General features: G+C 65.7%; 16 protein-coding genes. 3 read left to right on the top strand and 13 right to left on the bottom strand.

Annotation, left to right across the window (positions count from 1 at the left end; genetic code table 11):
- Window positions 1-40 precede the first annotated feature (40 nt).
- The 10 genes from RS901_RS13780 to RS901_RS13735 all read right to left on the bottom strand — a co-directional run bounded on the left by RS901_RS13780 (window position 41) and on the right by RS901_RS13735 (window position 10,828).
- Window positions 41-976 (bottom strand): glutathione S-transferase family protein, encoded by a 936-nt coding sequence (locus tag RS901_RS13780; protein WP_316149326.1) that lies wholly within the window; start codon window positions 974-976, stop codon window positions 41-43.
- Window positions 977-1,016: 40 nt separating this feature from the next.
- On the bottom strand, window positions 1,017-1,865 hold the full coding sequence (locus RS901_RS13775; protein ID WP_316149325.1) for a class II aldolase/adducin family protein: 849 nt from the start codon (window positions 1,863-1,865) through the stop codon (window positions 1,017-1,019).
- A 79-nt stretch (window positions 1,866-1,944) separates the two neighbouring features.
- Window positions 1,945-2,955 (bottom strand): NADP-dependent oxidoreductase, encoded by a 1,011-nt coding sequence (locus RS901_RS13770; RefSeq protein WP_316149324.1) that lies wholly within the window; start codon window positions 2,953-2,955, stop codon window positions 1,945-1,947.
- A 93-nt stretch (window positions 2,956-3,048) separates the two neighbouring features.
- A complete protein-coding gene (locus tag RS901_RS13765) occupies window positions 3,049-3,486 on the bottom strand; it encodes a PaaI family thioesterase (protein ID WP_316149323.1) in 438 nt (145 codons plus the stop codon).
- Window positions 3,487-3,596: 110 nt separating this feature from the next.
- A complete protein-coding gene (locus tag RS901_RS13760; protein WP_114130399.1) occupies window positions 3,597-4,379 on the bottom strand; it encodes an SDR family oxidoreductase in 783 nt (260 codons plus the stop codon).
- Between the two features lie 46 nt (window positions 4,380-4,425).
- Entirely contained in the window at window positions 4,426-6,288 is a 1,863-nt protein-coding gene (locus tag RS901_RS13755; RefSeq protein ID WP_316149321.1) for an acyl-CoA dehydrogenase, read from the bottom strand.
- Between the two features lie 111 nt (window positions 6,289-6,399).
- Window positions 6,400-6,846 carry a PaaI family thioesterase gene (locus RS901_RS13750; protein ID WP_316149320.1) on the bottom strand — a complete coding sequence of 149 codons (447 nt, stop codon included), beginning with the start codon at window positions 6,844-6,846 and terminating at the stop codon, window positions 6,400-6,402.
- Window positions 6,846-8,024 carry an acetyl-CoA C-acyltransferase gene (locus tag RS901_RS13745; RefSeq protein WP_035820248.1) on the bottom strand — a complete coding sequence of 393 codons (1,179 nt, stop codon included), beginning with the start codon at window positions 8,022-8,024 and terminating at the stop codon, window positions 6,846-6,848. Before RS901_RS13745 ends, RS901_RS13750 begins: the two co-directional genes overlap by 1 nt.
- Before the next feature lie 47 nt (window positions 8,025-8,071).
- Window positions 8,072-8,716, bottom strand: a complete 645-nt coding sequence (pncA, locus tag RS901_RS13740) for a bifunctional nicotinamidase/pyrazinamidase (protein WP_316149317.1) — start codon at window positions 8,714-8,716, stop codon at window positions 8,072-8,074.
- 30 nt (window positions 8,717-8,746) lie between these two features.
- Window positions 8,747-10,828: a 3-hydroxyacyl-CoA dehydrogenase NAD-binding domain-containing protein gene (locus RS901_RS13735; RefSeq protein WP_316149316.1), complete on the bottom strand. Its 2,082-nt coding sequence runs from the start codon at window positions 10,826-10,828 to the stop codon at window positions 8,747-8,749.
- Between the two features lie 489 nt (window positions 10,829-11,317).
- On the opposite strand from RS901_RS13735, the gene RS901_RS13730 reads away from it, so the two are divergent.
- From RS901_RS13730 to RS901_RS13720, 3 genes are all read left to right on the top strand, one after another.
- Window positions 11,318-12,883 (top strand): amino acid permease, encoded by a 1,566-nt coding sequence (locus RS901_RS13730; protein WP_316149315.1) that lies wholly within the window; start codon window positions 11,318-11,320, stop codon window positions 12,881-12,883.
- A 251-nt stretch (window positions 12,884-13,134) separates the two neighbouring features.
- The gene (locus RS901_RS13725; RefSeq protein WP_316149314.1) at window positions 13,135-13,314 is read left to right on the top strand and encodes a hypothetical protein; all 180 of its coding nucleotides are present in this window, start codon (window positions 13,135-13,137) and stop codon (window positions 13,312-13,314) included.
- Window positions 13,315-13,327: 13 nt separating this feature from the next.
- Complete coding sequence (locus RS901_RS13720) at window positions 13,328-14,944, top strand: IS66 family transposase (RefSeq protein ID WP_316149312.1); 1,617 nt, start codon at window positions 13,328-13,330, stop codon at window positions 14,942-14,944.
- Between the two features lie 166 nt (window positions 14,945-15,110).
- On the opposite strand, the gene RS901_RS13715 is transcribed toward RS901_RS13720, so the two are convergent.
- From RS901_RS13715 to RS901_RS13705, 3 genes are read right to left on the bottom strand one after another with little or no spacing between them, the layout of a single operon-like run.
- Window positions 15,111-15,824: an ABC transporter ATP-binding protein gene (locus RS901_RS13715; RefSeq protein WP_035820240.1), complete on the bottom strand. Its 714-nt coding sequence runs from the start codon at window positions 15,822-15,824 to the stop codon at window positions 15,111-15,113.
- Window positions 15,824-16,597: an ABC transporter ATP-binding protein gene (locus RS901_RS13710; protein WP_114134672.1), complete on the bottom strand. Its 774-nt coding sequence runs from the start codon at window positions 16,595-16,597 to the stop codon at window positions 15,824-15,826. Before RS901_RS13710 ends, RS901_RS13715 begins: the two co-directional genes overlap by 1 nt.
- On the bottom strand, window positions 16,594-17,907 hold the full coding sequence (locus RS901_RS13705; RefSeq protein ID WP_316149307.1) for a branched-chain amino acid ABC transporter permease: 1,314 nt from the start codon (window positions 17,905-17,907) through the stop codon (window positions 16,594-16,596). The genes RS901_RS13710 and RS901_RS13705 overlap by 4 nt, the downstream gene beginning before the upstream one ends.
- Window positions 17,908-17,909: the final 2 nt, after the last annotated feature.

The following is a 17,909-nucleotide window of genomic DNA, read 5'->3' as shown; positions in this document are numbered from 1 at the left end:
TGATTCGTTTGGGGAACGGCGGCCGTGTGAGTGCGCGCGCTCAGGCGGCGCGCTGCACCTGGTAGCCCTGCCGTGGGAAATGCACATTGAGCGCACCGGCGCGCGGGTCCTGGCGGCGCAGCGTGACGCGGCGCGCGGTCAGCGACAGCAGCACGCCGGCCACCGGGTCGCGCGCATAGTCGGTGGGCGTGACGGTGACGGGGTCGCCGGCCTGCAGCCCGGCATCGGCGATGACACCCTCATCCAGCACGACCGGATCGGCACTGCGCGCGGCGCCGATCGCGTCCTCGCTGTCGATCACGCGCGGCCGGCCATGGCCGAAGGTGTTCATGCGCGCATACCAGGCCTGCAGGCGCGGGTAAGCCTCCAGCAGCTGCGCCAGCGCGCCGGCGCGGCGGATAAACCAGAGGTTGTGGTACAGCGAGAAGTCGGCAACCGACAGCGCCGGCCCGGCCACATGCTCGATCCCGGCCGCGAACTGCGTTTCCAGTTGACCGAACGTTTCATGCAGCAGCGCGGTGGCTTCGGGCAACGGCATGCGCAGCGCATTGGTGTCGCCGCGCATGGCCTTGCGGTCGGCGCTAAAGGCCTGGACCTGCGCCGGCGACAGGTGGCCCAGCATGCTGGCAACGCCGGCTGGCTGGAACACATAGGTCACCGACGCCGTGAACAGCGCAGCATCGAACCAGGCTGCCGCGACCCGCGCCGCCGCGGCCTGGGCCGGCGGATACAGCGCCGGCGCGGGCGCCAGCGCGTCCAGCACCTCGCAGATCAGCGCGGTATCGCAGTAGATATCGGCACCGACCTGCATCACCGGCGTGCGGCGGTAGCCGCCGGTCAGCGCCAGCAGGTCAGGCTTGGGCAGGATGGCGGGGATTTCCACCGCCTGCCACGCCAGTCCCTTGGCGCCCAGCAGCAGGCGCACCTTCTCTGAGAATGGCGAAGTTGCGTACTGATGAAGAATGATGTCGGCCATGCGGTCCACCTCCATGTTTGCCAGCGGGTGCCATGCGGATTCAGTCCAGCAGGTCCGGCTGTTCCTTGACGATGCGCGCATAGAGCGGCTGGAACTGGAACCAGCCCGCCTGCGCCGTGCCGACGATCGAATAGGCCTGGCGCGCGGCCGCATCGGAGATCAGCTTCAGCGGCGCCTGGGTGCGCGCCGCTGCGGCTTCGGCCAGCAACTGGACCTGGCAGGAGCGCTCCATGGTGATGAACCACCAGGCGGCTTCGTCCACGGTCTTGCCGACCGTCAGCAGGCCATGGTTCTGCAGGATGGCGGCCTTGTTCTGGCCCAGCGCATTGGCAATGCGCTGGCCCTCGTCGAGTTCCACCACCACGCCGCCGAAATCGTCATAGACCGCATGGTCCTGGTAGAACGCGCACACATCCTGCGTGAGCGGATCGAGCGGGCGGCCCAGCGTGGACCACGCGCGGCCATGGGTGCTGTGCGAATGCGCGGCCGCGACCGCGTCGGAGCGGGTCTGGTGCACGCGCGAATGGATGGCGAAGGCCGCGGCATTGACTGGGTAGTCACCCTCCACCACGTCGCCGTGGTGGTCGCAGCGGATCAGGTTGGAGACCTTGACCTGGCTGAAATGCACGCCGAAGGGATTGACCCAGAAGGTATCGGGAAACTCCGGGTCGCGCGCGGTGATATGGCCGGCCACGCCTTCATCGAAACCGAACCTAGAAAACAGCCGGAAAGCCGCGGCCAGGCGCTGCTTGCGGTGCAGGCGCTCTTCGGCGGCGGTGGCGAACTGCGGCGGGCGCGGCAGGTTGCGGTAGCGGGCCTTGACCTCTTCGGGCAGGCCGGCGCCGATCTCGTCGTCGCTCTGGATTTGCGGGGCTTGCGGGGCATTCATCGGTGTCTCCATTTTATTGTGGTGAAATCCGTTGCCCGCGGCGCGCCCGGCAGGCGCGCCGCGGCCCTGCATGCGCCGGTCAGACCAACTTGACCAGCTGCTTGCCGAAGTTCTTGCCCTTGAGCAGGCCGATAAAGGCTTCCGGCGCGCTGGCCAGGCCTTCGGCAATGCTCTCGCGGAACTTGAGCTTGCCCTGTGCCACGGCGGTGCCCAGTTCCTTCAGCGCCTGCGGCCAGACTTCCATGTGCTCGGAGACGATAAAGCCTTCGATGGTCAGGCGCGACACCAGGATCAGCTGCGGGTTCTTCAGCGGCAGCGGCTGGCCGTCATAGCCCGCGATCATGCCGCACATGGCGATGCGGCCGAAGGCGTTCATGCGCGTCAGCACGGCGTCCAGGATATCGCCGCCGACGTTCTCGAAATAGCCGTCGATGCCGTCCGGGGTGGCTTCCTTGAGCATCGTGTAGAGCTCCTTGGGATCCTTGGCCGCCTTGTAGTCGATGCAGGCATCGAAGCCCAGCTCATTGACCACGTAGTCGCACTTGTCCTTGCCGCCGGCAAAGCCGACCGCGCGGCAGCCGGCCAGCTTGGCCAGTTGCCCGACCACGCTGCCCACCGCGCCGGAGGCCGCGCTGACCGCGATGGTCTTGCCCGGCTTGGGCAGGATGATCTTGTTCAGGCCATACCAGGCGGTCACGCCCGGCATGCCGACCGAGCCCAGGTAGGCCGACAGCGGGATATGCGTGGTGTCGACCGGCTGCAGGCCGGTGCCGTCGCTGACACCCATCTCCTGCCAGCCGAACATGCCGACCACCTTGTCGCCCGGCTTGAACTTGCTGTTCCTGCTTTCCACCACTTCGCCCACGGTGCCGCCGATCATGACCTCATCGAGCGGCTGCGGCGCGGCATAGGACTTGCTGTCGTTCATGCGGCCGCGCATGTACGGGTCCAGCGACAGGTAGTGGTTGCGCACCAGCACCTGGCCGTCGGCGATCTGCGGCACGGGCACTTCTTCCAGGCGGAAATTGGCCGGCGTCACCGCGCCTTCGGGACGCGAGGCCAGGACGATGCGCTTAAACGTTTTGGACATGATCGATTCCTTTCAGTAGGAATATGGAACGGCTCGAATACTGCGTCGGGAGGGTCAGCCGCGCTGCCCCGTCTGCTGCATCGGTGCCGGCGCTCAGCCGTCGGCACCGGTATCGGTTTCACCCGGGCGCTGCGGCGGCATGCGCCGGATGTACTTGAAGGTGCCCGAGCCGCGCGCCACGGTCTTGCCGTCGGCATCGACGATCTCGCCTTCGCAGAACACCATGGTGGTGGTGCGGTGCACGGTGGTGCCGCGCGCGGTCAGCGCGCCGCGCCCCGGCGCCATGAAGCTGGTCTTCATCTCGATGGTGACCACGCCCCGGCCATCCGCGTCGCTGCTGCGGCCGGCCACCGCCATGGCCACGTCGAGCAGCGTCATGATCACGCCGCCGTGGGCCATGTCCCAGCTGTTCTGGTGGCGCTTCTCGATCGGCAGCGCGATCTCGCTGCAGCCGCCTTCGGCAAGGTTGCACGTCACGCCGAGGTCGGCGAGGAAGGGAATGTGGGTCAGGGGACCTTTGAACTGGTTCATGGCAATTGCGAGTCCGGATAATGAGTACCTGCGAGGCAGCCGCCTCGCGCCGGCCCCAAGTTTGAGCGCAATCCGGCGTTCCGCCAAGCCGCGGCGCCGGCAAGCCCGACTCAGACCGCGCTGACGCCGCCGTCCACCGCCAGGATCTGGCCGGTGATGTGCTTGCCGGCGTCGCTGGCAAACAGCAGCGCCGCACCCTTCAGGTCCTCGTCGTCGCCCAGGCGGTGCAGCGGCACGCCGGCGCACATGGCCTCCACGCCCAGGCGCTCGAGCGAGCCCTTGGTCATCTTCGACGGGAAGAAGCCCGGCGCGAGTGCATTGACGGTGATGTTGTGCTCGCCCCACTCGGCCGCCAGCGTGCGCGTGAAGTTGACCACCGCACCCTTGGAGGTGTTGTAGGCAATGGTCTCCATGCTGCCCGGCGGGTTGCCGGCCAGGCCCGCGATCGACGCCACGTTGATGATGCGGCCATAGCGGCGCGGGATCATTGACAGCTTGCCGATGCGCTGGCTCAGCAGGAACAGGCCGCGGATGTTCAGGTTCATGACCTTGTCCCAGGCCTCGACCGGATGGTCTTCGGCCGGGGCGCCCCAGGTGGCGCCGGCGTTGTTGACCAGGATGTCGACATGGCCCAGCTTCGCGATGGCCTCGTCCGCGAGGCGCGCGATCTCCGACTCCTGCGAGCCGTCGGCGGCGATCCAGTCGGCCTCGATGCCGAGCGACTTCAGGTGCGCCTGCGCCGCCTGCAGCTCATCGGCCTTGCGTGCCGACAGCACCACGCGCGCGCCCTGCTCGCCCAGCGCCTCGGCAATCTGCAGGCCAAGCCCGCGCGAGCCGCCGGTGATCAGCGCGGTCTTGCCCTTCAGGTCAAACAGTTGCTGGATGGTACGCATATTGTCTTCCTTCGTTCTGTAGTGTTCGGGGATGGGCGAGCGCCGCTCAGAACCACGCGTCCTGCATGTCGAGCGTGGTGCGGTCGAGCGATTCAAGCAGCGCCAGCTGCGGGCCGACCTTGGGCAGTTCCCAGCGGAAGAAGTAGGCCGCCGCGGCCAGCTTGCCGCGGTAGAAGTCCTCGTCTTCCTTGCCGTTCGCGCGCGGCAGCGCGGCTTGCGCCAGCAGTGCCTGCTCCAGCCAGATCCACGCCACCACCACGTGCCCGAAGGCCTCCAGGTAGACCGAGGCATTGGCCAGCGTCACGTTGGGGTCGCCCGCGCTCCACAGCGCCTGCGTGACCTCGGCCAGGCGCTTGGTGGCGGCGCCAAGGGCGCCTGCCTGCTGCGACAGTTCAGCATTGCCGGCGGCGAGCGCGCGGCCGATGGTGTCCTGCACGCGCTCGCCCAGCAGCTTGAAAGCCGCGCCGTCCTTCATCACCACCTTGCGGCCCAGCAGGTCCAGGCCCTGGATGCCGTGCGTGCCTTCGTGGATCGGGTTGAGGCGGTTGTCGCGGTAGAACTGCTCGACGTTGTACTCGCGCGTATAGCCATAGCCGCCATGCACCTGGATCGCCAGGTTGTTGGCCTCCAGGCACCATTGCGACGGCCAGCTCTTGGCGATCGGGGTCAGGATGTCGAGCAGCAGCGCCAGCCGCGCATGCGCGGCTTCGTCGCCGGCGGCCGCCGCGGCCTCTTCCTCGTCGACCAGGCGCGCGCAATAGAGGTTCAGCGCCAGGCCGCCTTCGACATAGCTCTTCTGCGCCAGCAGCATGCGGCGGATATCGGCGTGCTCGACCAGCTTCACCTGCGGGCTGGCCGCATCCTTGCCGCCGGGGCCGACCGCGCGGCCCTGCGGGCGGTTGCGCGCGTAGTCCAGCGCGTGCAGGTAGCCGGTATAACCCAGCATCACCGCGCCCAGGCCCACGCCGATGCGCGCCTCGTTCATCATGTGGAACATGCAGGCCAGGCCCTTGTGCGGCTCGCCCACCAGGTAGCCGATCGCGCCGGCCTTGCCGCCCGGCTGGTACTTCATGCCTTCGCCGAAGTTCAGCAGGCAGTTGGTGGTGCCGCGGTAGCCCATCTTGTGGTTCAGGCCGGCCAGCACCACGTCGTTGTGCTCGCCCAGCGAGCCGTCTTCATTGACCAGGTACTTGGGCACGATGAAGAGCGAGATGCCCTTCACGCCCGGGATCAGCTTGCCGTCCGGGCCAGGGATCTTGGCCAGCACCAGGTGGACGATGTTGTCCGACAGCTCGTGCTCGCCGGCAGAGATCCACATCTTGTTGCCGCGCAGCCGGTATTGCGCGCCCAGCGGCGATTCGCCCTCGTACTCGGCGCGCGTGGTGATGTCTGACAGCGACGAACCCGCCTGCGGCTCCGACAGGCACATGGTGCCGAAGAAGCGCCCTTCCATCTCCGGCTTGACGAAGGTCTCGATCTGGGCCGGCGTGCCGTGCGTGAGCAGCAGGTTGGCATTGCCGATGGTCAGGAACGGGTACGAGCTGGTGCCGACGTTGGCACCCTTGAAGTAGGCAAAGCCGGCCTTCTCGACTACCACCGGCAGTTGCATGCCGCCCAGTTCATAGTCCTGGCCGGCGGCCATCAGCCCGGCCTCGCAGAAGGCCTTCAGCGCGATGCTGACCTCGGGGATGATGCTGACGGTCTCGCCGTCGAAATGCGGCTCTTGCTGGTCGTTCTTCTTGTTGTGCGGCGCGAACAGGTCGGTGGCGATCTTTTCGCAGGTGTCCAGCGCGGCGTCGAAAGTCTCGCGCGAGTGGTCGGCATAGCGCGGGATGCGCGTGAGCTCGTCGACCTTGAGCCATTCGTACAGCACGAAATTCAGGTCGCGGCGGGAAAGGATCATCGACATGGTGTCTCCATGCGGCGCACTGCGTGGCGTGCCGCAAATTCTTTTTGCTAGCGTGGGAGGCGCCGGGCGCGGTCAAAAAAGGGCGCTGCCCCGCCCTTCCCTGCCTGCCGCTCAGGCGCCTTCGCCAAGGCGCGCGATCGTTCCCTGCGCGACCGCGCAGAGCTTCTCCTCGCCGTCCCTGACGACGTACACGTCGCAGCGCACCACCGCCTGCTGGCGGCCGGCGCTGACGCATTCGGCGCGGGCGACCAGCATCTCCCCGATCGCCGGGCGCACGTAGTTGATCTTGTACTCGGATGTCACCACCGGCACCGCCATGGCCGCGCCGCCTGCGTAGGTCAGCGCGTTGTCGGCCAGGTAGCTGACCACGCCGCCGTGCAGGAAGCCGTGCTGCTGCCGCAGATCCTGGCGGATCGGCAGGCGCAGTTCGGCCTTGCCTGGCGACAGCGCCGCCAGCTCGGTCCCGACCAGGACCGAGAAGGGCTGGCTCGCCAGCACCTCCCGGCCCCAGGCGAGCATCTCGGCAGGTCTGGCCTGCCCGGTGCCCGCAGCGGTCATCAGAGCACTTCGAACAGGCCGGCAGCGCCCTGGCCGCCGCCGATGCACATGGTCACTACCACGTACTTGACACCGCGGCGCTTGCCCTCGATCAGCGCATGGCCGACCAGGCGCGCGCCCGAGACCCCATAGGGGTGGCCCACGGCGATGGCGCCGCCGTTGACGTTCAGGCGGTCCATCGGGATGCCCAGCGTATCGGCGCAGTACAGCACCTGCACGGCGAAGGCTTCGTTCAGCTCCCACAGGCCGATGTCGTCGACCTTCAGGCCAGCCTTCTTCAGCAGCTTGGGCACGGCGAAGACCGGGCCGATGCCCATCTCGTCCGGCTCGCAACCCGCCACGGCAAAGCCGCGGAACACGCCCAGCGGCTGCAGGCCGCGGGCTTCGGCCACGCGTGCGTTCATGACCACGGCAGCCGAAGCGCCGTCCGAGAACTGCGAGGCATTGCCGGCGGTGATCACGCCACCCGGAACGGCGCTGCGGATCTTGGCCACGCCTTCCAGCGTGGTATCGGCACGGATGCCTTCGTCGGCGGAGATGGTGACTTCCTTGGTCACCAGCTGGCCGGTCGATTTGTCGGCCACGCCCGCCAGCACCGTCATCGGCACGATCTCGTCCTTGAACTTGCCGGCTTCCTGCCCGGCGGCGGCGCGTTGCTGGCTGCGCACGCCGTACTCGTCCTGGCGCTCCTTCGAGATGTTGTAGCGCTTGGCCACGTTCTCGGCGGTCTGCAGCATGTTCCAGTAGATTTCCGGCTTGTTCTTCAGCAGCCAGCTTTCCTGGACCATATGGCGGTTCATCTCCTGCTGCACGCACGAGATGCTTTCCACGCCGCCGGCGACGAAGATGTCGCCCTCATCGGCGATCACGCGCTGCGCGGCCATGGCGATGGTCTGCAGGCCGGACGAGCAGAAGCGGTTGACGGTGGCGCCGGGCACGGTCACCGGGCAGCCGGCGCGCAGTGCGATCTGGCGTGCGATGTTGGCACCGGTGGCACCTTCCGGGTTGGCGCAGCCCATCAGCACGTCTTCCACTTCGGCGGCCTCGATCTTGGCGCGGGCAATGGCGTGCTGGACGGCATGGCCACCCAGCGTGGCGCCGTGGGTCATGTTGAAGGCGCCCTTCCAGCTCTTGGCCAGAGGGGTCCGCGCGGTGGATACGATGACTGCTTCGTTCATGTTTTGCTCCTCGGAATCTCTTGTGTCGTTCAGTTCGGTGGTTCGGTTCAGCCCTGGCCCTTGAGCAGTTCAGCGGACGTGACGCGCGCAACGCCGGCGGCGCCGAGGTCCTGCCATGCTTTGGCCAGCGACCCTTCCAGGTCGATAGCGCGGCAGGCATCCTCGATCACCGCGGCGGCAAAGCCCGCAGCGCGCGCATCGAGCGCGCTCCAGGCCACGCAGTAGTCCGTCGCCAGACCCGCGCAGAACACGCGCCTGACGCCATGCTCGCGCAGGTAGCCGGCCAGCCCGGTGCGCGTGGTGCGGTCCGCCTCCAGGAAGGCGGAGTAGCTGTCCACGTCGGCATGATGGCCCTTGCGGATCACCAGCCGCGCATGCGGCACGTGCAGGCCCGCATGCAGCGCAGCGCCCGGCGTGTCCTGCACGCAGTGCACCGGCCACAGCACCTGCTCGCCATACGGCAGCGTCAGCGTCTGGAACGGCTGCGTGCCCGCATGGTTGGCCGCGAACGAGACGTGGCTGACGGGATGCCAGTCCTGCGTCAGCACCACGTGCCCGAACGCGCGCGCCAGCCGGTTGATGACGGGCACCACTTCATCGCCGTGAGGCACGGCAAGCGCGCCGCCCGGCATGAAGTCGTTCTGCACGTCGATCACCAGCAGGCAATCGTCCGGTTCGATAGTGGTGTTCATCCCAGCTCCAGGCTGAACCGTGTGTCGGTGTTAACCGTTGAAGCCCTTGCCTTCGTCCGCCAGCTTCTGCAGCAGCGGCGCGACCTGCCAGGCTTCACCGTGGTAGCCCTTGGCATAGCGCTTCATCGACAGCGCCACGTTGTACAGGCCGACCTGGTCCGCGTACAGCATCGGGCCGCCGCGGAACAGCGGGAAGCCGTAGCCGGTCAGGTACACCATGTCGATATCCGAGGCCTTGGAAGCAATGCCTTCTTCCAGGATCTTGGCGCCTTCGTTGACCAGCGCGAACACCAGGCGCTCGACGATCTCTTCGTCAGAGATCTTGCGGCGCGTGATGCCCAGGTCCTTGGAATGCTGCACGATCATGTCGTTGACCTGCTGGTTCGGGTACGGCTTGCGGTCGCCCGCCTTGTAGTCGTACCAGCCCGCGCCGGTCTTCTGGCCGTAACGGCCCATCTCGCACAGCAGGTCGGCGGTCTTGGAGTACTGGATCTCGGGCTTGTCTACGGCGCGGCGCTTGCGGATGGCCCAGCCGATGTCGTTGCCGGCCAGGTCGCCCATGCGGAACGGGCCCATGGCAAAGCCGAACTTCTCGATGGCCTTGTCCACCTGTTCCGGCAGCGCGCCTTCGTCCAGCAGGTAGCCAGCCTGGCGGCTGTACTGCTCGATCATGCGGTTGCCGATAAAGCCGTCGCACACGCCCGACACCACCGCGGTCTTCTTGATCTTCTTGCCAATCTGCATGACCGTGGCCAGCACGTCCTTGCCGGTCTTCTCGCCGCGCACCACTTCCAGCAGCTTCATCACGTTGGCCGGGCTGAAGAAGTGCATGCCGACCACATCCTGCGGACGCTTGGTGAACGAGGCGATCTTGTTGACGTCCAGCGTGGAGGTATTCGAGGCCAGGATCGCGCCTTGCTTGGCGACTTCATCCAGCTTCTTGAACACGGTCTCCTTGACGCCCATTTCCTCGAACACGGCCTCGATGATCAGGTCGGCGTCCTTGAGGTCGTCATAGGACAGCGTGGTGCTCAGCAGGCCCATGCGCTGCTCGACCTTCTCTTGCGTGAGCTTGCCCTTCTTGGCGCTGTTCTCGTAGTTCTTGCGGATGATGCCGACGCCGCGGTCCAGCGCTTCCTGCTTGGTTTCCAGGATGGTGACCGGGATGCCCGCGTTCTGGAAGTTCATGCTGATGCCGCCGCCCATGGTGCCGGCGCCGATCACGGCGACCTTCTCGATCTTGCGGGTCGCGGTGCCTTCAGGCACATCGGGGATCTTGCTGGCGGCACGCTCGCCGAAGAAGGCGTGGCGCAGCGCGCGCGATTCCGGCGTGGTGACCAGGAACAGGAAGCCCTCGCGCTCTTCCTTGAGACCTTGCTCGAACGGCTTGAGCGAGCCGGCCACCGCTTCCAGGCACTTCAGCGGCGCCGGGAAGTTCTTGGCCATCGCGGCCACGGTATTGCGGGCAAAGCCCAGGTAGCCTTCGGGGTTCTCGTGGCGCACCTTCAGGTCGCGCACCTTGGGGTGCGGGCCGGTAGCGGCGCCAACGTTCTGCGCGAACTTGACCGCCGCGGGCAGCACGTCACCGTCGACGATCTCGTCGAACAGCTTGGTGCCGGCGAACTTCTCGGACAGCACCGGGGTGCCCGACACGATCATGTTGGCCGCGGCCTCCAGGCCGATCACGCGCGGCAGGCGCTGCGTGCCGCCGGCGCCGGGCAGCAGGCCCAGCTTCACTTCCGGCAGCGCGATCTGCGCGCCCTTGGACGCCACGCGGTAGTTGCAGCCCAGCGCCAGTTCCAGGCCGCCACCCATGGCGACCGAGTGCACGGCAGCCACCACCGGCTTGGACGAGCCTTCCAGCACGCGGATCACCGAGTGCAGCGTCGGCTCCTGCATGGCCTTGGGCGTATTGAATTCACGGATGTCGGCGCCGCCCGAGAAAGCCTTGCCAGCGCCGGTGATGACGATGGCCTTGACGGCGGCATCGTCCAGCGCACGGGTCATGCCTTCGACGATGCCAAGCCGGGTGCTGTGACCCAGGCCGTTGACAGGGGGATTGTCGAGCGTGATGACGGCTACGCCGTCCTGAACCTGATACTGCGCTGTCATGCTGGTTCCTTTGGTGTCAAAAGTTGTCTCGGGATTCGAATTCTCGAATTCATTTTTACTGCACGGCGCGGCCAGCGGCGGCCGGCGACTGCTGCGGGAGGTGACCGTCATGGGCGGGTAAACCCTCCGCCCGACCTGCCGCTTTCCCGCGTCCCGTAACGCCTTCCGGCGCTTGGGCGAAACAAGCATACACAAAATAGCACGGTCGTTCAATTTCAATTTTCGGACTTTTCCGGCGACATGCGCGGCGCGAATGCCGCCCCTGATCGCGATGCATGGCGGGGACGCTTAACCCAACGCTAAATCGCCCTGCCATGCCGGATAAAGCACTTGCCGAGTGCGACTGAGTGCCGCCTCTAAACCAGTATCGGACTTTATTTGACCGACACGGACAAATCGCGCGGGCCGACACGGTAGACTCGCGACTTTTCGTTTTTTGCCGCCCGGGTTCCACAAGATCCCGGATCGGCGGAAGGTCCAGCGACCCTGATGTCTTCCCCCTCACATTCCCACGCTCACGAGCACCAGCACCCGGTGGTCGAGCACGACCACCTCAAGCGCAAGCTCAAGGCCCGCCACCTGACCATGATTGCCATCGGCGGCGCGGTCGGCACCGGGCTGTTCGTGGCCTCGGGCGCCTCGATCGCGCAGGCCGGCCCCGGCGGCGCGCTGCTCATGTATATGCTGCTCGGCCTGATGGTCTATTGCCTGATGACCAGCCTGGGCGAGCTGGCGGTGCATATGCCGGTGGCCGGCTCCTTCGTCACCTACAGCGCGCTCTATGTCGACGAAGGCTTCGGCTTCGCGCTGGGCTGGAACTACTGGTTCAGCCTGGCGGTGACCATCGCCGTGGAACTGACCGCGGCGCAGCTGGTGATGCAGTACTGGTTCCCCGAAATGCCCGGCGTGGTCTGGAGCGCCGCGTTCCTGCTGCTGATGTTCGGGCTCAATGCGTTCTCGGTGCGCGGCTTCGGCGAGGCCGAGTACTGGTTCGCGCTGATCAAGGTGGTGACCGTGATCGTGTTCCTGGGCGTGGGCCTGTTGATGATCTTCGGCATCATGAAGGGTGGCCCGCAGTCGGGCTGGCACAACTTCACCATGGGCGACGCGCCCTTTGTCGGCGGCATCCCGGCCATGATCGGCGTGGCGATGATCGCGGGCTTCTCCTTCCAGGGCACGGAAACGGTGGGCGTGGCCGCCGGCGAAGCGGAGCACCCGGCCAGGACCATCCCGCGCGCGATCCGGCAGACCTTCTGGCGCATCCTGCTGTTCTATGTGATCGCGATCCTGATCATCGGGGTGCTGATTCCCTATACCGATCCCAGCCTGCTGCGCAACGACGTCACCGACGTGGGCGTGAGTCCGTTCGCACTGGTGTTCCGCCACGCGGGCCTGGCCTTTGCCGCGGGGCTGATGAACGCGGTGGTGCTGACCGCGCTGCTCTCGGCCGGCACCTCCAGCATGTATGTGTCGACCCGGATCCTCTACGGCCTGGCCGTCAGCGGCCGCGCTCCGCGCGCGTTCGGCAAGCTGACCGTGAGCGGCGTGCCGTTCAATGCGCTGCTGGCCACCACCGCCGTGGGCGCGATGTGCTTCTTCAGTTCGCTGTTCGGGGACAAGGCGGTCTACCTGTGGCTGCTCAACACCTCGGCCATGACTGGCTTCTTTGCCTGGCTGGGCATTGCCATCAGCCACTATCGCTTCCGTCGCGGGCTGGTTCACCAGGGCTATGACGTAAGCATGCTGGCGTACCGCTCGCCGCTCTATCCCTTCGGCCCCGTCTTTACCGTGGTGCTGTGCGTGGTGATCGTGGCCGGGCAGAACTACCAGGCGTTTGCGGATATTCCGAACCGGTGGCCGGAGATCGTGGCGACCTATATCGGCGTGCCGGCGTTCCTGGCGCTGTGGTGGGGGTACCGGGCCGTGAAGAAATCGCGGCTGATTGATTACGAGGATATGCCGTTTGACTTGCCGAAGCCGCCGGTTCGCTCCCCTCTCCCGCTTGCGGGAGAGCGGCAGGGGATGAGGGCAGGCACTGGCATACCACCGGAATGACTTCGCAGGGGCGCCCCGCCCTCACCCCAATCCTATCCGGAGCGTCCGCCCGGCGTTGCTTTCCCGTCACTGCCAGGGCGGTAAGTGCTCAATAACCCGGGGCAAAGCGGCGTGGTGCTGGATGGTCTGTGGCTGGGTGATTGGGATAGGTATGGACACGAGGCTGTTGCCAGCTGCAGCGAGTTTTGCTTGTAAACGCGGGGTGGAGATGTTAACTTTCGCGGCGCCGTTACCACCACCGACGTTGCCGAATGACCATCTCCAAAAAATACACGCTGCCAGAGATCCCGCGAGAAGGAATGACGCCCAAGGAACTCGAGGTGCTGGCGTGGGTTGAGGAATTGGTCGAGATGGCCAATGGCCTGCAGCAGGAGAAGGAGCAACTGGAGCAGCAGCTTGCTGAGCTGAGAAGAGCTGCAAAGCGCGCGTAGAGCGACAGCGGCCGTGAAGAAAAAGCTTGTTGCACCGTACATTGCGGAGGCTGAGCGCACGCCGGCGGTGCTGAAGGTGCTGGCCTGGGGTGAAAGCCTCGTGGAGCTTGTCCATCGCCTAGTTGAGGAGAAGGGGCATGCGAACGACGAAGTCGCGGTGCTCAAGGGGGAGAAGAAGCGGCCGACGTTCAAGCCCAGCCGTATGCATGAGCAGGCTGGCAAAGCCAGCGACTCTGGTCCGCAGCATGGCAAGCCAGCCAGGCGACGCGGTTCGCCCTCCAGGAGCAAGACGGGGCAGTTGAAGATCGATCGCGAGCAAGTCATCCAGCCGAGCGAGCCGATCCCGCCAGGCTCGCGGTTCAAGGGCTACCGGGACTTCGTGGTACAGGACCTCGTGATCGGGACACACAATACGCGCTACCGGCTCGCACGGTGGCAGACGCCAGACGGTCAGGCACTGACCGGGCAGCTCCCCAAGGCCGTTGATGCCAGCCATTTTGGCGCGACCTTAGTCAGTTACGTGCTGTACCAGTACCACCATTGCCACATCACTCAGCCGCTGCTGTGCGAGCAACTGCGGGAATGGGGCATCGAGATTTCGTCCGGGCAGATGAATGCGCTGCTGCAGCAGGACAAGGAGCGATTCCATGACGAGAAAGACGGCCTGCTGTCGACGGGTCTGGCGCTCTCGGCATATGTGACGGTCGACGATACTGGCACGCGGCATCAGGGCCGCAACGGCTATGTCACCCACATCGGTAACGAGCACTTCGCCTGTTTCAAAAGCACGAACTCGAAGAGTCGGATCAATTTCCTCGAGCTGCTCGCAGCGGGACATGGCTACCCGATCAACGACGAGGCCATCGCCTACATGAAGAGGCGGGAACTGCCGCAGGCGTTCCTGGATGTGCTGCGTCAGCACGAGCGCGCGAGCTTTGCCGATCAGAGTGCGTGGCTATCTCACCTGGACAGCCTGGGCATGGACGTTGCCCGTCATCGGACCATCGCCACCGAAGGGGCGTTACTGGGTTGCCTGAAGCGGCGAGGCATCGCCCAGGATCTGGCCATCATCAGCGATGATGCGGGACAGTTCAATGTGCTGGTTCACGGGCTATGCTGGGTACACGCCGAGCGTCTCGTGCACAAGCTGCTGCCGCTCAATGACCTGCACCGCGAGGATATTGCCCGCGTGCGCGCAGACATCTGGTCGTTCTATGCGGATCTGAAGGAATACAAGCTGCATCCGACGAGCCAACGCAAATGCGAACTGCAAGAACGATTTGACGCGGTCTTCATCCAGAAGACCCGCTACGCGACGCTTGACCGCTTGCTCAGGCGCATTCACAAGAACAAGTCCGAGTTGCTGCTGGTGCTGGAACGCCCCGAAGTGCCACTGCATACAAATGGCAGTGAACGGGACATTCGCGATCAAGTGAAAAAGCAGAAGATCAGTGGCGGCACACGCAGCGAACTCGGTCGTCAATGCCGTGACACCTTCTCGAGCCTGAAGAAGACCTGTCGGAAGCTGGGAATCTCCTTCTGGAATTACCTGACCGACCGCATCTCATACACCAATCACATTCCCCTGCTGCCGCACATCCTCGAGCAGCGCCTCGCTATCTCTGCATGAGCAGCAGGCTCATCTTTGCCCCGGGTTATTGAGCACTTACCCAGGGCGATGACAAGCTATTGATTCTTCTGATGTTTCAGCCCGGCTGAAGCTGTGCCGCAGGGCGCGGCTGGGCCTTGGCGCCGGGTCGATGCAGACCCGGCGCAAATCCATTGTGAGCGCCGAATCAGACCTCCAGCCACTCCTTTCTCACCTGCGAGTTGGCCTTCAGCTCCGCGGGCGTGCCTTCGAACACGATGTGCCCGTGCCCCATCACGTAGACGCGCTGGGAAATGTCCAGCGCGATCGCCAGCTTCTGCTCGATCAGCAGCACGGAAATACCCCGCTCCTTCAGCGTCTTCAGGTAGTCCCCGACCAAGGCCACGATCATCGGCGCCAGCCCTTCGGTCGGTTCGTCGATCAACACCAGGTCGGGGTCGCCCATCAGCGTGCGGCACAGCGTCAGCATCTGCTGCTCGCCGCCGGAGAGCACGCCGGCCGAGGTGTTCTCGCGCTCCTTCAGCCGCGGGAACATGTTGAACATGTCTTCGACGGTCCAGCGCGGCCTGGCCTGCCGCGGGTTGCGCTTCTCCCCCAGCAGCAGGTTCTGCCGCACCGTCAGGGTCGGAAATATATCCCGGTTCTCCGGCACATAGCCAATCCCGAGGTGCGCGATTTCGAAGGTACGCCGCCCCAGGATCTCTTCGTCGCGAAACCGCACCGAGCCCTCGGCCTTGACCATGCCGAGGATGGCCTTGGCCATGGTCGAGCGCCCCACCCCGTTGCGGCCCAGCAGCGCGACGATCTCGCCTTCGTCGATATGCGCGTCCACGCCGTGGAGGATATGGCTCTTGCCATAGTAGGCGTGCAGGCCCTGGACGTTCAGCATGCGCTTGCCCATCAGTGCGCTCCTTCGGTGGCGTCTTCATCGAGGGTGGTGCCCAGGTAAGCCTCCTTGACCTTGCGGTTGTTGCGGATGGCTTGCGGGGTGTCCGTGGCGATCACTTCACCGTAGACCAGCACCGAAATCCGGTCGGCCAGGCCGAACACCACGCTCATGTCGTGCTCCACCATCACCAGCGTCTTGCCGACAGTGACCTTGCGGATCAGTTCGACCGCGTGATCGGACTCGGAGCGGCTCATGCCCGCGGTGGGCTCGTCCAGCAGGATCACCTCGGCGCCGCCCGCGATGGTGATGCCGATCTCCAGCGCACGCTGCTCGGCATAGGTCAGCAGGCCCGCCTGGCTGTCGCGGCGGTGCTGCATGCCAATCAGCTCCAGCACCTCCTCCGCGCGCTCGCGCGTGTCGCGCAGGCCCTTGAGCCGGTGCCAGAACGAATACTTGTAGCCGAGCGACCACAGCACCGCGCAGCGCAGGTTCTCGAACACCGACAGCCGATGGAAGATGTTGGTGATCTGGAAGCTGCGCGACAGCCCCATGCGGTTGATCACGAAGGGCTGCAGCCCGCCGATCTCCGCGCCGTTCAGGCGCACCGTGCCGCTGGTCGGCGCAAAGCGCCCCGAGATCAGGTTGAAGGTGGTCGACTTGCCCGCCCCGTTCGGCCCGATCAGCGCATGGCGCTCACCCTTCGGAATGCTCAGGTTCACGCCGCGGATGATCTCCGTCTGGCCGAACTTCTTGCGTACATCGGTCAGTTCCAGTGCCGCTGTCATGCCCTGCCTCCTGCGATTTCCATCTGTACCTTGTCCCACGCGCCGCGCACCCGCGCCGCCGCCAGGCGCCACGCGAACAGGCCAGCGGCCCACAGCGCGGCCGCCACCAGCCATGGCGTCCAGGTTGCGGCATCGAAGCCGACGCCGAACAGCGACATCGCGGTGCCGTTGGCGCTGTCGACCTGCACCTTGTAAACCAGCTCGACCGTCAGGATCATGGCCAGCAGCAGCACCACGCCGGCGCCGCCGGCACGCGCGTAGGACGGCAGCATGCGGCCCAGCTTGCCCTTGCCCAGCAGCGGCATCTGCATCAGCAGCAGGCTGGCCAGCCCGCCCGGCACGAACATCACCATCAGCACGAAGAACAGGCCCAGGTACAGCAGCCAGGCCTTGGTCAGGTCCGACAGCGCCACCGCGAACAGCACGAACACCACCGCGCCGATGATGGGCCCGAAAAACACGCCCGCGCCGCCGATGAACACTGCCAGCAGCACGCCGCCGGAGCGCACCGCGCTGACATTCTCGGCAGAGACGATCTCGAAGTTGATGGCGCCCAGCGCCCCGGCGATACCGGCGAAGAATGCCGACAGGATCAGCACCAGGTAGCGCACGCGCTGGGTGTTGTAGCCGATGAACTCGACCCGCTCGGGGTTGTCGCGCACGGCGTTGGCGATGCGGCCCAGCGGCGTCTGCGTCCAGGCGTACATCGCCACCATCGACAGCAGGCACCACGCCGCGATCAGGTAGTACACCTGGCGCCCCGGCCCGAAGGTGATGCCCAGGAACGGGTCGCCGACCACGCGGTTGGTGGAGATGCCACCCTCGCCGCCGAAGAACTCCGGGAACATCAGCGAGCTGGCGAACACCATCTCGCCGATGCCCATGGTGATCATGGCAAAGGTGGTGCCGGACTTCTTGGTGGTGACGTAGCCGAAGATCACGCCGAAGAAGGCGCCCGCCAGGCCGCCCACCAGCGGCAGCATCGACACGGGCAGCCAGACCTTGCCCGCCCCGACCATGTTCAGCACATGCACGGCGATAAACGCGCCCAGCCCGGAGTAGACCGCGTGGCCGAACGACAGCATGCCGGTCTGTCCGAGCAGCATGTTGTACGACAGCGCGAAGATGATCATGATGCCCATCTGCGACATCAGCGTGATGGCGAAGCCCCCGGTGAAGACCAGCGGCAGCACCAGCATGACCAGCACGGTCAGGCTCCAGATGATCCAGCGCGCCAGGTTCAGCGGGCTGTAGCGCAGGGTGCGGCCGGTCACCACCGGCTCGCGGGGTTGTTGCATCGCTTGCTCCATGG

The organism is Cupriavidus sp. BIC8F (assembly GCF_032465815.1).
GTDB lineage: Bacteria > Pseudomonadota > Gammaproteobacteria > Burkholderiales > Burkholderiaceae > Cupriavidus > Cupriavidus necator.
Note: the sequence above shows the minus strand (reverse complement) of the source record. Positions and strands in the feature narration are given on the sequence as shown.

Excerpts from the sequence above, each read along its gene's own strand:
- RS901_RS13775 (WP_316149325.1), bottom strand. The coding sequence starts at position 1,865 with ATGAATGCCCCGCAAGCCCCGCAAATCCAGAGCGACGACGAGATCGGC.
- pncA (WP_316149317.1), bottom strand. The coding sequence starts at position 8,716 with ATGAACACCACTATCGAACCGGACGATTGCCTGCTGGTGATCGACGTG.
- RS901_RS13765 (WP_316149323.1), bottom strand. The coding sequence starts at position 3,486 with ATGAACCAGTTCAAAGGTCCCCTGACCCACATTCCCTTCCTCGCCGAC.
- RS901_RS13760 (WP_114130399.1), bottom strand. The coding sequence starts at position 4,379 with ATGCGTACCATCCAGCAACTGTTTGACCTGAAGGGCAAGACCGCGCTG.
- RS901_RS13780 (WP_316149326.1), bottom strand. The coding sequence starts at position 976 with ATGGCCGACATCATTCTTCATCAGTACGCAACTTCGCCATTCTCAGAG.
- RS901_RS13770 (WP_316149324.1), bottom strand. The coding sequence starts at position 2,955 with ATGTCCAAAACGTTTAAGCGCATCGTCCTGGCCTCGCGTCCCGAAGGC.
- RS901_RS13745 (WP_035820248.1), bottom strand. The coding sequence starts at position 8,024 with ATGAACGAAGCAGTCATCGTATCCACCGCGCGGACCCCTCTGGCCAAG.
- RS901_RS13750 (WP_316149320.1), bottom strand. The coding sequence starts at position 6,846 with ATGACCGCTGCGGGCACCGGGCAGGCCAGACCTGCCGAGATGCTCGCC.
- RS901_RS13725 (WP_316149314.1), top strand. The coding sequence starts at position 13,135 with ATGACCATCTCCAAAAAATACACGCTGCCAGAGATCCCGCGAGAAGGA.
- RS901_RS13755 (WP_316149321.1), bottom strand. The coding sequence starts at position 6,288 with ATGTCGATGATCCTTTCCCGCCGCGACCTGAATTTCGTGCTGTACGAA.
- RS901_RS13705 (WP_316149307.1), bottom strand. The coding sequence starts at position 17,907 with ATGGAGCAAGCGATGCAACAACCCCGCGAGCCGGTGGTGACCGGCCGC.
- RS901_RS13730 (WP_316149315.1), top strand. The coding sequence starts at position 11,318 with ATGTCTTCCCCCTCACATTCCCACGCTCACGAGCACCAGCACCCGGTG.
- RS901_RS13735 (WP_316149316.1), bottom strand. The coding sequence starts at position 10,828 with ATGACAGCGCAGTATCAGGTTCAGGACGGCGTAGCCGTCATCACGCTC.
- RS901_RS13710 (WP_114134672.1), bottom strand. The coding sequence starts at position 16,597 with ATGACAGCGGCACTGGAACTGACCGATGTACGCAAGAAGTTCGGCCAG.
- RS901_RS13715 (WP_035820240.1), bottom strand. The coding sequence starts at position 15,824 with ATGGGCAAGCGCATGCTGAACGTCCAGGGCCTGCACGCCTACTATGGC.